Source organism: Jiangella asiatica, assembly GCF_004349065.1.
GTDB classification, from domain to species: Bacteria; Actinomycetota; Actinomycetes; order Jiangellales; family Jiangellaceae; genus Jiangella; species Jiangella asiatica.
Genome location: NZ_SMKZ01000016.1, coordinates 26,538 through 39,765 on the forward strand (window position 1 = coordinate 26,538; position 13,228 = coordinate 39,765).

The 13,228-nt window shown below is 71.2% G+C and carries 13 protein-coding genes; 6 read left to right on the forward strand and 7 right to left on the reverse strand.

Annotation, left to right across the window (positions count from 1 at the left end):
• Positions 1–3: 3 nt before the first annotated feature.
• Both E1269_RS12915 and E1269_RS12920 read right to left on the reverse strand, forming a co-directional pair.
• Positions 4–441, reverse strand: coding sequence for an NfeD family protein (locus E1269_RS12915; protein ID WP_131895058.1), 438 nt, complete (start codon positions 439–441; stop codon positions 4–6).
• Positions 442–476: 35 nt separating this feature from the next.
• Entirely contained in the window at positions 477–1,169 is a 693-nt protein-coding gene (locus tag E1269_RS12920) for a GntR family transcriptional regulator (protein WP_131895060.1), read from the reverse strand.
• A 317-nt stretch (positions 1,170–1,486) separates the two neighbouring features.
• On the opposite strand from E1269_RS12920, the gene E1269_RS12925 reads away from it, so the two are divergent.
• From E1269_RS12925 to E1269_RS12950, 6 genes are read left to right on the forward strand one after another with little or no spacing between them, the layout of a single operon-like run.
• A complete protein-coding gene (locus E1269_RS12925) occupies positions 1,487–2,128 on the forward strand; it encodes an ABC transporter permease (protein WP_203433471.1) in 642 nt (213 codons plus the stop codon).
• Positions 2,125–2,949 (forward strand): ABC transporter ATP-binding protein, encoded by an 825-nt coding sequence (locus E1269_RS12930; RefSeq protein ID WP_131895062.1) that lies wholly within the window; start codon positions 2,125–2,127, stop codon positions 2,947–2,949. Before E1269_RS12925 ends, E1269_RS12930 begins: the two co-directional genes overlap by 4 nt.
• Positions 2,950–2,960: 11 nt before the next feature.
• Positions 2,961–4,001, forward strand: coding sequence for an ABC transporter substrate-binding protein (locus E1269_RS12935; protein ID WP_162606385.1), 1,041 nt, complete (start codon positions 2,961–2,963; stop codon positions 3,999–4,001).
• Entirely contained in the window at positions 3,998–4,888 is an 891-nt protein-coding gene (locus E1269_RS12940; protein ID WP_338033572.1) for an NAD(P)-dependent oxidoreductase, read from the forward strand. Before E1269_RS12935 ends, E1269_RS12940 begins: the two co-directional genes overlap by 4 nt.
• Positions 4,885–6,045 carry a mandelate racemase/muconate lactonizing enzyme family protein gene (locus tag E1269_RS12945; protein WP_131895068.1) on the forward strand — a complete coding sequence of 387 codons (1,161 nt, stop codon included), beginning with the start codon at positions 4,885–4,887 and terminating at the stop codon, positions 6,043–6,045. The genes E1269_RS12940 and E1269_RS12945 overlap by 4 nt, the downstream gene beginning before the upstream one ends.
• Complete coding sequence (locus tag E1269_RS12950; protein ID WP_162606387.1) at positions 6,035–7,474, forward strand: aldehyde dehydrogenase family protein; 1,440 nt, start codon at positions 6,035–6,037, stop codon at positions 7,472–7,474. The genes E1269_RS12945 and E1269_RS12950 overlap by 11 nt, the downstream gene beginning before the upstream one ends.
• Positions 7,475–7,688: 214 nt before the next feature.
• On the opposite strand, the gene E1269_RS12955 is transcribed toward E1269_RS12950, so the two are convergent.
• From E1269_RS12955 to E1269_RS12975, 5 genes are all read right to left on the reverse strand, one after another.
• Positions 7,689–9,077 carry a S41 family peptidase gene (locus E1269_RS12955; RefSeq protein ID WP_162606388.1) on the reverse strand — a complete coding sequence of 463 codons (1,389 nt, stop codon included), beginning with the start codon at positions 9,075–9,077 and terminating at the stop codon, positions 7,689–7,691.
• Between the two features lie 97 nt (positions 9,078–9,174).
• Positions 9,175–9,864, reverse strand: a complete 690-nt coding sequence (locus E1269_RS12960; protein WP_131895078.1) for a response regulator — start codon at positions 9,862–9,864, stop codon at positions 9,175–9,177.
• On the reverse strand, positions 9,861–11,162 hold the full coding sequence (locus E1269_RS12965; RefSeq protein WP_131895080.1) for a sensor histidine kinase: 1,302 nt from the start codon (positions 11,160–11,162) through the stop codon (positions 9,861–9,863). The genes E1269_RS12960 and E1269_RS12965 overlap by 4 nt, the downstream gene beginning before the upstream one ends.
• A gap of 74 nt (positions 11,163–11,236) precedes the next feature.
• Positions 11,237–12,379 (reverse strand): glycoside hydrolase family 99-like domain-containing protein, encoded by a 1,143-nt coding sequence (locus tag E1269_RS12970; RefSeq protein ID WP_162606389.1) that lies wholly within the window; start codon positions 12,377–12,379, stop codon positions 11,237–11,239.
• A gap of 60 nt (positions 12,380–12,439) precedes the next feature.
• Positions 12,440–13,228: a carbohydrate ABC transporter permease gene (locus E1269_RS12975; protein ID WP_131895084.1), complete on the reverse strand. Its 789-nt coding sequence runs from the start codon at positions 13,226–13,228 to the stop codon at positions 12,440–12,442.

Sequence of the window (13,228 nt, forward strand, 5' to 3'; positions counted from 1 at the left end):
GCGTCAGGGCAGGAGCTCCCGCGGGTAGACGATGGCCGTGGCGCCCTCGATCTCCATGACGTCCACGACGGCCCCTGCCGGGATCACGTGGTCGTCGTCGAGGGCGCGCGCCGACCACGTCTCGCCGGACAGCTTGATGAGACCGCGCTGGGCGGTGACCTCCTCGAGGACCACCGCCTTCTTCCCGACCAGCGCGTCGCTGCCCTCGCTCGTCAGCGGTGGATGACTCATGTGCTGACGCGCGACCGGGCGGACGATCAGCAGCCCGGCCGCCCCGGCGACGGCGAACGCCGCGATCTGGAGCAACCAGCCGCCGCCGACACCGGCGACGACGCCCGCCACGAGCGCCGCCCCGGCGAGCAGGCCGAACGCGAACGTGAGCGTGAAGAACTCCACGGCGCCCAGCGCCATGGCGATCAGCAGCCAGACGATCCACGGCATCGAAGCGACCTCCTGTTCAGGAAGGTCCCTTCAATCTAGCTCGCCGGACGCCGATCCAGAACGGCCCGGCGCCTGTCGTCGTCGGCCGACAGGTCGCGTAGGAGCCGCGAGACGTGTGATCGGCCGGCGGCCTCGGCCAGCACGGGGTCGCCGGACTCCAGCGCGTCGACGATGCGGCGATGCTCGGTGACCGCGAGCGGCATGCCGCCGGGCGAGCGGTGGGTCGTGTACATCGCGAGCCGGATCTGATGCTGGAGGAGCTCGAGCTGGGCGGTGAGCCGGGTGTTGCCCGCGAGCTCGCGGACCCGGGCGTGGAATCGCATGTCCAGGTCGTAGTGCAGCTCGACGTCGCCCGCCTCGACCGCGGCCGTGTGCTCCGCCACCAGCTCACGCAGACCGGCCACGTCGTCGGCGCCCATCCGCTGGCTCGCGAGCCGGCAGGCGAGCCCTTCGAGTGCCTCCCGGACCTCGTAGATCTCGAGCAGCGACTCGGCGTCCAGGTCGGCGACGACGGCGCCCTTGTGCGGCTCGAAGTGGGCCAGGCCCTCGTAGGCGATGCGGGCGATCGCCTCGCGTGCCGGGCTTCGGCTCACCCCCAACCGCTCCGCCACGTTGGGCACCGACAGCCGCGTCCCTGGCGCGAGCTCGTGCTCGAGGATCGCCTTGCGCAGTGTGAGGTACGCGCGTTCGGCGAGTCCTTGCTCGCGGGCACTCGTCTCCGTGGTCATCGAACCTCCACATTGATTACATGTAACCGTAGCGTCTCGACCCTGACTTGAGCCATTCGATCCGGAGCAAGCCTTGAAATTACATGCAATCCTTCGTAACGTCGCGGACACAACGTCGACCGAAAGGGCGCGTAGATGACTTCGACCACCGTCACTCGCTCCGCCCCTCGACGCCGCCGGCCAGCGACCGGAACCGTCAGCGGCACCACCCGGAGGGTCGTACTCGGCGTGCTCGGCGCCGTGATCGCCGTCGGGATCTGGTACCTGGTCGCCGTCTCGGGCATCGTCTCCGGGCGCGGCGTCCCCGTCCCGACGAGGTGCTGTCGGCCGGCCGGGTGCTGTTCACCGAGCAGGATCTGCTGTTCGACGTCCGGGTGAGCATGACCCGGGTCTGCATCGGCGTCGCCGTCGGCTCGCTGCTGGCGCTTCCCGTCGGCTTCCTGCTCGCCTGGTATCCCACCCTGCGCGCCATGGCCGAGCCGCTGGTCAACTTCTTCCGGGCGCTGCCGCCGATCGCCCTCGTGCCACTGGTCATCGTCTACTTCGGCATCGGCGAGGACGCCCGGATCTCGATCCTCGTCTACGCGTCGTTCTTCGCGGCGGTGATCGTGCTCTTCGAGGGCATCTCCAGCATCGACCCGCTGCTGGTCCGGGCGACCCGGGTGCTCGGTGCCAACCCCTGGGAGGTCTTCATCCGCACCGTCGTGCCGGCGTCGGTGCCGCACCTGTTCACCGCCGTTCGCGTGGCGCTCGGGGTCTCCTGGGCCACGGTGGTCGCCGCCGAACTGGTCGCCGCCCAGCGCGGCCTGGGCGCGGCCATCCAGGACGCCGCGACGTTCTACCGGATCCCCGACATGTACGTCGGCATCGCGATGATCGGTGCCACCGCGCTGCTCATGGACCTCGTTCTCAAGCTCATCCAGTCCCGGCTCACCACCTGGCAGGAGAAGACGCGATGACCCTCACCGCAGCGGCGAACCGCCGGACGGCGTCGGACCGCATCGTCTTCGACGAGATCGGCAAACACTACGTCCGGGCCGGCGACCAGCTCCAGGTACTCGACAGGTGCTCGTTCACCGTCGAGCCCGGGGAGTTCGTGTCCGTGATCGGACCGTCGGGCTGCGGCAAGACCACGCTGCTCAACATGGCGGCCGGGTTCACCGCGCCCGACGACGGCTCCGTGCGCGTCGGCGACGACGTCGTGACCAGGCCGCATCCGTCGAGAGGCGTCGTGTTCCAGCAGTACGCGATCTTCCCGTGGCTCACCGTGGCCAGGAACATCGAGTTCGGCCTGACGCTGCGGGCCAACCGCCGCCCGCGCGGCGAGCGCAAGGACGTGGTGCGCCGCTACCTCGAGCTCATGGGCCTGGAGCCCTTCGCGTCGGCGTACCCGAAGGAGCTGTCCGGCGGCATGCGGCAGCGGGTCGCCATCGCCCGCGCGTACGCCACCGACCCGCAGGTCCTGCTGATGGACGAGCCGTTCGCCGCACTCGACGCGCAGACCCGCGAGCGCATGCAGGAGCTGCTGCACGAGACGCAGCTCACCGAGCGGCGCACGGTCCTGTTCATCACGCACAGCGTCGAGGAGGCGATCTTCCTCTCCAACCGCGTGGTCGTGCTGTCCGCTCGCCCGACCGGCGTGCGCGAGGTGGTGGACATCGGCATACCGGCGCCCCGGTCGCCCGAGACGCGGCTGTCGCCTCGCTTCGTCGACCTGCGGCGGCGTCTGGAAGGCCTGTTGCGCTCGGCGTCGACGGACGAGGCGGGGGCGAGACGATGAGGATGCCTGCGATGGGGAGGGTACGTTCGGCGATCGTCGCCGCGGCGGCGGCACTGACCGGCGCGGCGCTGCTGGCGTCGTGCGCCCTGGAGGACAGCGGCGCCACGGTGAGCCGCGACGGGCTGACCGTCGTCAGGGTCGGCTACCTGCACACCGTCGCGGTCGACTCGCACCTGTGGCTCGGCGGCGAGGAGGAGATCTTCGAAGAGCACGGGGTGCAGCTGGAGCCGGTCGCCTTCGACACCGGCACGGCGCTGAGCCAGGCACTGTCCGGTGGCTCGGTCGACGTCGCGATCATGGGCGCTGTCCTGTCGAACTTCCCGGCTCAGGGCGCCGGCACCGTCTTCCTCGCCAACGACGTCGAGTTCGACACCGCGCAGCTGTGGGTCGACCCGGCCTCGGGTATCAGCTCGGTCGAGGACCTCGCCGGCCAGCAGGTCATCACGGCCACCGGTACCACGGCGCATGTGTTCCTCCACAACGCACTGGAAACGGAGGGCGTGGACCCGGCCGACGTCAAGGTCATCAACTCCGACATGCCGGCCGCGGTCACGGCGTTCGTCTCCGGTCAGGTGCCGGCCGTCGTACTGTGGGTGCCGTTCGACGAGACGGTGAAGAGCGAGCTTCCCGGTGCCGAGCTCATCAGCTCGGCGAAGGACTACTACCCGGAGTCGTCCATCATCGGCGGCTGGGTTGCCAACAACGACTTCCACGAGTCCGAGCGGGACACCCTCGTCAAGATCGCCGCCGCCTGGCTCGACGTGAACCACCGGCTCGTCGAGGACCCGCAGGCGGCGATGACCACCGTGCACGAGGCCGCGTACGCCGACAGCCAGGACCTGGACGACACGTTGCGCCAGTTCGAGTTCGCACGGCTGTACCCGAACGACCAATGGGCGGGGATGTACGAGTCCGGCGAGCTCGAGGCCAGCATCGGCGGCGTCGAGCAGATCTTCGTCGAGCTCGGCGGCATCGACGAGTTCGTCGAGCCGAGCGAGTTCGTCGACACCGGGATCTTCATGGACGCGTACGCCGAGTGGAAGGACCAGTGAGGGAAACCGTGATGACGCAGAAGATCCGAGTCCTCGGCCTGGGGACCATGGGTGGGCGCAGTGCCGCGGCGGCGGTCGCCGCGGGGTACGACGTCCGCGGGTTCGACCCGTCGCCCGCGGCCCGCGAGGCGGCCGCCGCGGCCGGTGTCCGAGCCAGCGACGACGCCGCGTCGGTCGTCGCCGACGCCGACCTCGTGCTGGTCTCCGTGCCCAGACCCGAGCACGTGCGCGCACTCGCCACGGAGGTGCTGGTCAAGGCGCCGGCGGGCGCGATCGTCGTGGACCTGTCCACCATCGACCCGGCGACGGCGCGGGCCGCCGCCGGCCAGCTGGCCGAGAGCGGCGTCACCTACGTCGACGCGCCGGTCCTCGGCCGCCCGGCCACCTGCGGCTCGTGGACGCTGGTGTGCGGCGGACCGGCCGCGGCCATCGACACCGTCCGGACGCACCTCACCGCCACCGTCGCCGCGAAGGTGATCCACGTGGGCGAGACCGGCGCCGGCTCGGTCGTGAAGATCGCCAACAACCTGATGTTCGGCGCCATCAACGCCATCACGGCCGAGGCGATCACCCTGTGCCAACGCAGCGGCGTCGACGCCCGGACGTTCGTCGACACCGTGGCCGAGTCCGGCGCCGCGACGGTGTCGAACCTGTTCAGGGAGATCGCGCCGAAGATGGTGACCGGCGACGACGACCCGGCCTTCGCCCTGGAGCTGCTCGCCAAGGACAACCAGCTGGCGCTCGACCTCGCCGAGGCCTCCGGCGCGCCCGCGCCGCTCGCACGCGCCGTCGTCGACGTCAACGAGATCGGGCTCGGCCAGGGCCTGGGGCCACGCGACAGCGGCGCGGTGGTGAAGGTGTACGCCGAGCTGGGTGGCGCCCGTTGAGTGCTGGCGCGGTCCTGCCGATCGAACGGCTGCGGGTCACCATCCTGTCCGCGCCGATCACCGGCGCGGTCGCCATGGCGTTCGGGCAGCTCACGGACCGGCGGGTCTGCCTGGTCGAGGTCGAGGCGGGCGGGGTCACCGGGCTCGGCGAGAGCTGGATCAACTACCCGTCGTGGGCGCACGCCGAGCGGCTGAGCACCTACCGCGACGGCGTCGCCCCACTGATCCTCGGGGCCGACGCCACCGATCCGGCCACGGTGCAGCGCCACCTCGCAGCGCGGCTGCTGCCGATCGGGCGCCAGGCCGGCGCTGCCGGGCCGATCTGGCAGGCCATCAGCGGCGTCGACATCGCACTGTGGGACCTGGCCGGCAAGATCGCCGGTGAGCCGGTGCACCGGCTGCTCGGCGGCACCGCCACAGCGGCCCGGGTGCCCGCCTACGCCAGTGGCATCGGCCCCACCGACGTCGAGGCGCTGTGCGACGCGGCCCTGGCCGGCGGCTACCTCGCGGTGAAGACGAAGCTCGGCTTCGGCACCGCGCGCGACGAGCGGACGCTGTCGGTCACCCGAGCCCGCGTCGGGGACGAGGTCGAGCTGTTCGCAGACGCCAACCAGGCCTGGGACGTGGCGACGGCCATCGAGGCCATGCCCATGCTCGCCGCGCACGGGGTGCGCTGGATCGAGGAGCCGCTGTCCGGCGACCGGGTCGACGACCTGCAGAAGCTGGCCGCCGACAGCGCGCTGCCCCTCGCGACCGGCGAGAACATCTACGGCCTCGCCGCGTTCGAGGCGTGCATGGACTCCTCCGCTGTCGCGCTCATCCAGCCCGACCTCGCCAAGTCCGGCGGGTTCACCGTCGGCCGTGCCGTCGCCGAGTACGCCGCCGGGTCGGGCCTGCGGGTGGCACCGCACTGCTACTCCAGCGCCGTCGGAGTTGCGGCCAGCGCCCACCTGGCGGCCGCCTACGACCACGTGGACTGGGTCGAGGCGGACGTCCGGCCCAACCCGCTGCGCACCGACCTGCTGACGGCCCCACTGGGCTGGGCCGGCGGCGCGTTGGACGTGTCCGATGCGCCCGGTCTGGGCATCGAGCTGGACTCGGACGCCGTCGCCCGGTACCGCATCCACGAGGAGGAACGAACCATCCATGACCGCTGAGCCCCGCACTTTCATCCCCACCTCCGCCGCGCCGACCGGAGCGCGGATCGCCGGCGCCGGCGTCGACGGCGACCCGCACGACCTGCCCGACCCGGCCACCGGCGAGACGCTCGCGACCGTCGGCTGGGTCGATCCGGCGACGGCGGAGGACGCCGCCCGTGCCGCGCACGAGGCGCTGCCCGGCTGGGGCGCGACCCCGGTCCGGGAACGCGCCGCCGCCCTCCGCGCGATCGCCGCCGACCTGCGCGCCGACACCACCGCGTTCGCCGCCGTCATCAGCGCGGAGTCCGGGAAGCGGCTGAGCGAGGCGACCGCCGAGGTCGGCTTCTCGGCCCAATATCTCGACTGGTTCGCCGACGCTGCCACGATGCCGCGCGACGAGGGCGTCGTCACACCTCAGCGGCGATTCGCGGTGACCCGTCGGCCGGTCGGCGTGGTCGCCGCGGTGAGCCCGTGGAACTTCCCGCTGTCCATCCCGGCACGCAAGGTGGCGCCGGCATTGGCCGCGGGGTGCACCGTCGTCCAGAAGGCGTCGGAGCTCACCCCACTCACCAGCCTGGCCTTCACCGAGATCTGCGAACGCCACCTGCCCGCCGGCGCGGTCAACGTCGTCGTGGGCGACGGCGAGAAGCTCACCACCGCTCTGGTGGACTGCGAGCAGGTGGCCGCGGTGACGTTCACCGGCTCCACCGCCGTCGGCGCGTCCGTCGCCGCCCGTGCCATGCGGTCGATGACCCGCGTGACGATGGAGCTGGGCGGGAAGGGCCCGTTCATCGTCACCGACCACGCCGACCTCGACGTGGCGCTGGAGGCGCTCCTGGTGGCGAAGTTCCGCAACAACGGAGCGTCGTGCATCGCGGCCAACAACGTGTTCGTGCACCAGGCCGTCTACGACGAGTTCGTCGCCGCTCTCCGGTCCCGGATCGAGTCCCTGGTGTGCGGCGCGCCCTCGGACCACGCCGTCGACGTCGGCCCGATGCTGCGCCCCGCACACGTGGAGAGGCTGGAACGACTGGTGGCCGAGGCCGAGGCCACCGGCTGCGCGGTGTCGCGCGCGCCGCTCACCACCACGCGAGGCTTCTTCGTGGCGCCGACGCTCGTCGAGGCCAGCGCCGAGCTGCGGCTGTGGCACGAGGAGATCTTCGGTCCGGTGTGCGCGGTGCGCCCCTACACCAGCGAGGACGACATCGTCACCGAGATCAACGAGTGGCGCTCCGGGCTCGGCGGCTACGTGATGTCCGCCGACGCCGAGCACGCCGCCCAGCTGGCCGGACGGCTCGAGATCGGGATCGTCGGCGTCAACAACGGCGCGCCCAACACCCCGGAGGTGCCCTTCGGCGGGTTCGGCCGCGCCGGGCTCGGCCGCGAGGGCGGGCTGAGCGGTCTCCTGGAGTTCACCGAGGAGCAGACGGTGTCATTCGCCCGCTGACGGACCCGTCGGCGTCGCTGCGGCTTGTACACTGCGGGGACCTCACGCGACGACTCGGTGCGGGTCTTCGTGACCCGGGGCATCGTGGTCTACGTGGCCGCCGCGCTCCTGGTCTACGAGGTGGCCGGCCGGGACCTCACCTGAACGGCACCCCGGCGGATCGGGGGATTCACGCCGGGGTGCCGCTACGTTGCCCCGGCGAGCCCGGACGGGCTCACCGGGGCAACGCGCCCTCCTCGCCGTGCAGGAGGTCGATCGCGGTGTCCAGGGCCCGGTCCTCACCGGCGGAGAGGTCTTCCGCGGTCGGCGGCGAGACGTAGTGGTCGGGTGCCACGCCGATCTCGTTGATGATCTCACCGTCGGGACCGACCCCGCGGTCGCGCGGCAGCAACATCTGGCTGCCGTCGTCGAGGACGTAGGGAACGGACTGGCCGGAGACGACACCCGCGGTCCGGCTGCCGACGAGGACGCCGAGGTCCAGGTCCTGGACCGCGGCGGCGAAGGCGTCGCAGGCCGAAGGGCACTGGCCCGAGGTGAGCAGGGCCAGCGGCAGCCCGAGCAGCTCGATGCTGTCGTCGGTCATCTTGGGGGTGCACTTGGCGTAGTCAGCGTCGCAGACGTAGCCGTAGGGCGTGTCGTGCACGAAGGCGCCGAGCAGCCGGGCGACCTCGGCGACCGATCCGCCCGAGTTCTGCCGGACGTCGAGGACGATCCCCTCGAGCGGGCCGTCCTCTTCCAGCTCGGCGATCTCCTGCAGCATCTCCTCGGTCCCGCCGTCGGTGAATGCGCGCAGGGTGACGAGGGCGATGTCGTCGGCCACCCGGGTGACCGTGACGTCGTCGCCGGGGCCCGGGCGCGACTGCGCCGGCGTCAGGGTGACGGTCCACGTCTCACCGGTCGACGGGCGCTCCAGCGCCAGCTCCACCGGCTCCGCGGACGGCGCGTTCAGCCAGTCGATGACACCCTCGACCGGTTTGCCGTTGATGTGTGTCGGGAGGCCGTTGACCGAGGTGATGATGTCGCCGGGTAGCAGGTCCTGGTCGGCCGCGGGTGCGCCCTGCACGGACCGGATGAACACCTCCGGGTACGCAGACGGGTTCGCGACCGTGATCCCCAGGCTGTACGACGTGGTCGGCTCCGCGGGCGGGGCCCAGCGAGTGTGGTTGTCGTGCATGCCCTCGACCATGGCGAGGATGCTCGCCGAGGCCAACGCCTCGTGCAGCTCGGCGTCGTCGGGCAGCTCGGCGAGCACCTCCTCGTAGACGTCGCTGAACCGGTCCCAGTCCTCGTCCCGCTTGCCGGTGAGGGCGGGCATCGTCGCCGTTGCGAGGTCGAGCCCTCTGCTGTCCAGCTCCGCAGCGAGCCCGGAGAACGCGTCGGCCAGCAGGGTGCGGGTGTTCAGATCATCACCGTCCACGTGGTTGTCGATGATGCAGTTGTAGGCCTGCTCGAGCGTCGCGATCGAGGTCGGCACCGACGACGAGGCCGACTCCGTCGGTTGCCCGGGCGACAACTTGGTGCACGACGGACGGTCGTGCCCGCTGGCGGTGTCGGACGCCGAGACGCTGGCACCGCCCAGCGTGAACGCCGATGTGGCCAGCACGGATGCGATGACTGCGGGTACAACGAACCGTTTGTTCTTCATAGTTGACATGGTGCCGATGCGGGTGCCCGCGCCGGGAGCGGCGAAGGGCGAGGCCTCACCGCCGGTGTGGATGACCGACCGTGTCGTCCAGATGGCTGACACCGCCGTCGGTGCCGAGCGTGATGAGGTGCTGTGCGAACGCGACGGCGACCGCGGCCGTGCGGTCGGCCACGTCGAGCTTGGCGAAGATCCGGGCGAAGTAGGTCTTGACCGTGGCTTCGGAGACGGCGAGTGCGCTGGCGATGCGCCGGTTGGTGGCGCCCTGGGCGGCGAGGGTGAGAACCTGTCGCTCGCGGGTCGACAGGGGTTCGGGCCGGGTCGCGTGCTGGTGACGGACGAGCTTCGTGGCGACGGACGGTGCGAGCACCGCGTGGCCCTTCGCGGCGGAGCGGATCGCCTCGAGGAGCTGCAGGCGTGGGGTGTCCTTGAGCAGGTAGCCGATCGCGCCGGCGGCCGTGGCCTTGATGATGTCGGCGTCGGCGTCGTAGGTCGTCAGCACCAGGACGCGTGGCGGCGGTGTCAGGGCGGTGATCTGGCCGATCGCCGTGATGCCGTCGCCGCCCGGCATGCGCAGGTCCATGAGCACGACATCGGGGCGCAGCGCGATGGCCAGCCGCGCGGCGGTGGCGCCGTCACCGGCCTGCCCCACGACGTCGAGGTCGTCGTGGGGCTCGAGCATCGCGGTGATCCCGTCGCGGATGATCGCGTGGTCGTCGGCGACGAGGATGCGGATCGGTCCGGTCATTGGTTCTCCCCCGCTGTTGTCGTGGCCTTCCCCGTGGGCAGGGCGACCGTGACGGTCGTCCCGCTGCCGGGTGCGCTGGTGACGAGCAAGGTGCCGCCGGCCGCGGCGGCCCGTTGTCGCATGACGGTGACGCCGAACCCGCCCGAGATGTGCCCGTCGGGGCGTGGCGGGTCGTCCGGGTCGAAACCGCAGCCGTCGTCGCTCACCACGACCCGCAGCTCGTCGGTGGTGTACTCGACGGCGACGGTCACCGCGCCGGCGGCGGCATGCTTGGCGACGTTGGTCAGCGCCTCCTGCACGACCCGCAACGCGACGACCTCGGCCTGTGGGTGACTCTGACCTGCCAGGCCGGCCACGGAGCGGCGCACGGGCACTCCGGTCATCTCACTCCACCGCACGCAGACCGTCGCCACGGCCTCGGCGAAGCTCGCGTCGTCGAGCGTCTCCGGACGCAGCGCTTCGACCGCCCGCCGGGTGTCGGCCAGGCAGAGGCCGGCCGTCTCCCTCGCCCGTGCCAGCAGGCGCTTCACGTCGCGGCCGGGCGTGGCGCCCTCGGCACCACGGGCGCTGTCCAGGTGTTCGGCGGCGGCGTCGAGCTGGAGCACCACCCCGGCGAGCCCTTGCGCGAGCGTGTCGTGCAGCTCGTGCGCGAGCCGCTGCCGCTCCTCGGCACGGCCGGCCAGCCGAGCGGTGTCGGCAAGCTCGGCGCGGGTGGCCGACAGCTGGTCCACCAGTTCCTGCCGGCGACGGTTCTGCCGGCGCAGAGCGCGTACCGCCCACGCCGTGAACAGGCCCGTCAGCAGCGGGAGCAGCACCGTCTCGAGGATGAAGTTCAGCGTCCCCGGCTGGACGACCACGTGGTAGCGGTGCTTCCAGCCCAGACCGCGCGCCACATCGTGCAGCAGCGGCGAGACCAGGAAGCGTCCGCCGACGGCCACCACGGCCACCGCCGCCGCTGCCGGCGGTGGCAGACGCACGAACGCCAGCGGCAACAGACCGAACAGGACCAGCGAGAAGGTCGGGAACACGGCCGTCACCACACTCACCGCCGCGCCGACGGCGAGGAAGTAGCCCACGACCGCGCCCCGCCGATCGTTCAGCAGCCCGCGACGCCGCATCGCGATGTCCGCGGCGGCCAACGCGACCGTGGCGACCCCCACGACCAGCCGATCCGACCCAGCGGGGAACGCCGCGACCGTTCCCACCAGCGCCACGCCGAGCAGGACCAGGTGCAGGTTGTGCAGCGCCCACGCCCAGCGATCGTGGTCCCACCGGCCAGGGCGGGTCAGCGTGGGCATGTCGACGAGTGTCGCCTGTGTTCCTGTGAACTTGCCAAGAAAACGGTAAGCGACGACCGTGACATGTGTCGTCGTCAACGCGGGAAGGCGGCCGACAGCGCCTCCAGCAGGGCGGTCCCCCGGTCGGTGTCGGGAAGCAGGTACGACCCCTCGGTCCACTCGTTCCAGGCGTTCACCGTCACGATCGGCGGCGCGTCCGGTTGCACCGCGAGCAACTGCGCGGCGTCCGCGGCAGCCTTCGCGACCGACGCCGCCGAGCACTCGAACACCGGGGTCCAGCCGTAGCCGGGGTTGTACTCCCACGGTCCGTCCGGCGAGGTACGGGGCGAGCTGTCCCAGCCGACGGAGAGGTTGGGGATGAACGGCAGCGACAGCTCGTGAGGGTAGGCGCGGTACTGGTCGAACACCTCCTCCCGGACGCGGTCCCAGTCGCCCACTGGGAAGGAGTGCGCGGAGAGGTCGACATGGTGGAGCCAGGTGTAGGAGCTGGTGGACGCCACCGGCAGCGCCTGGAGGAGCTGCCGTGGCCGGTCGAGGGTCACGTGGTTGGGCAGGACGCCGGTCCCCCACACCACCACGTCGACGTGCACCCCCGGGAGGCCGGCGCGGCGGGCCTTGCGGTCTAAGGAGCGCAGTGCGTCGGCGGCTGCGTCCGGGCCGCCCATGGACTCCACGAAGGTGCCGAGCTCGTAGACGGAGAAGAAGGGCCGCCCAGCGACGGTGTGGTAGTCCGGCCGGCTGAAGTAGGCCGCCACGATGTGGTCGGTCATCGCCTCGAAGGCGTCCCGGGCGATGGCACCGGGGCGGAGCAGGCGCGGCCGGCTGCGCGAGGTGGGCGCGGGCAGCGGGTAGAGGTCCAGCAGGTCGTGGTTGGCCCACATGAGGGCGAACCGAAAGGGGGAGCCGCCCGTTTCCCGGCCGAGGAACCCCTCGTCGAGCGCGCGCTGGAGGTACGGCCCGTCGTCGTACCAGTAGTAGTCGAAGATGAAGCCGTCGATGCCGTGGTCATGGGCGAGGCGCACCTCCGACTCCATGACGACGGGGTCGCTCTCGTCCCGGCAGCCGAGCGCGGGAACACGAGGCTGGCGATGACCCGGGAACCGGGGAACCGCCCGGTTCACCAGCTCCCATTCGGTGAAGCCGGGAGAGATCCACTCGGCATCGCGCTCGTCGGCGTGCCAATGCGGGAAGTAGTAGGCCAGCACATCAGGTCTCACGTGGTTCCTCACTTCTGGTCGTTCCGGGTCGGCGTTCGGTCAGCTCGGGCGTCGGTTCCGTCATTTGATGGCGCCCGCGAGGAAGCCGGCCCGCACCTGGCGCTGGAACACGAGATAGAGCGCGACGATCGGCAGGCTGATGAGCAGGTTGGCGGCGAAGACCTTCGGCAGGTCGATGTGCCGCTCGCTCTGGAAGTAGGTGGGGATCTGCGTCACCACCTGAGCGCTGTGGTCCTGCAGGAACAGCAGCGGCAGGAAGTACTCGTTCCACGCGGCCAGGAAGGTGAAGATGATGATGACGGCCATGATCGGCCTGGCCAGCGGGACGACGATGCGCGCGAAGATCTGCACGGCGCCGGCACCGTCGAGCCGGGCGGCCTCGTGGATCTCGTCCGGGATCCCCATCAGGTAGTTGCGCGCGACGAGCACGCCGAACGGGACGGTCAGCGCGCTGAGCGGGAGAATCACCGCGATCGGCGTGTCGAACAGGCCGAGCCGCTGGATGGTCACGAACAGCGGCACGGTGAGCGCCATGCCGGGCAGCGCCAGGCCGGCGATGATCGCGATCTGGCTGGTCCGCGCGAACGTCGCGCGGAGCACGACCATGCCGTAGGCGGCGGCCATCGCCACCGTCGTGACGACGACCACGGTCGTGGCGGCGATGACGATGCTGTTGAGGAAGAACCGCAAGAACGGCGTGCCGGCGACCACCTCGACGTAGTTGCGCCACCCCTCGCCTTCCAGGGACTCCTTGACCACGAGCAGCAGGGGCAGCGTCAGGACCACCAGGAGGACGACGACGAGGAGCTGGCTGACGACCCGGCCGGCCCTCGACTGGTGACGGAACAT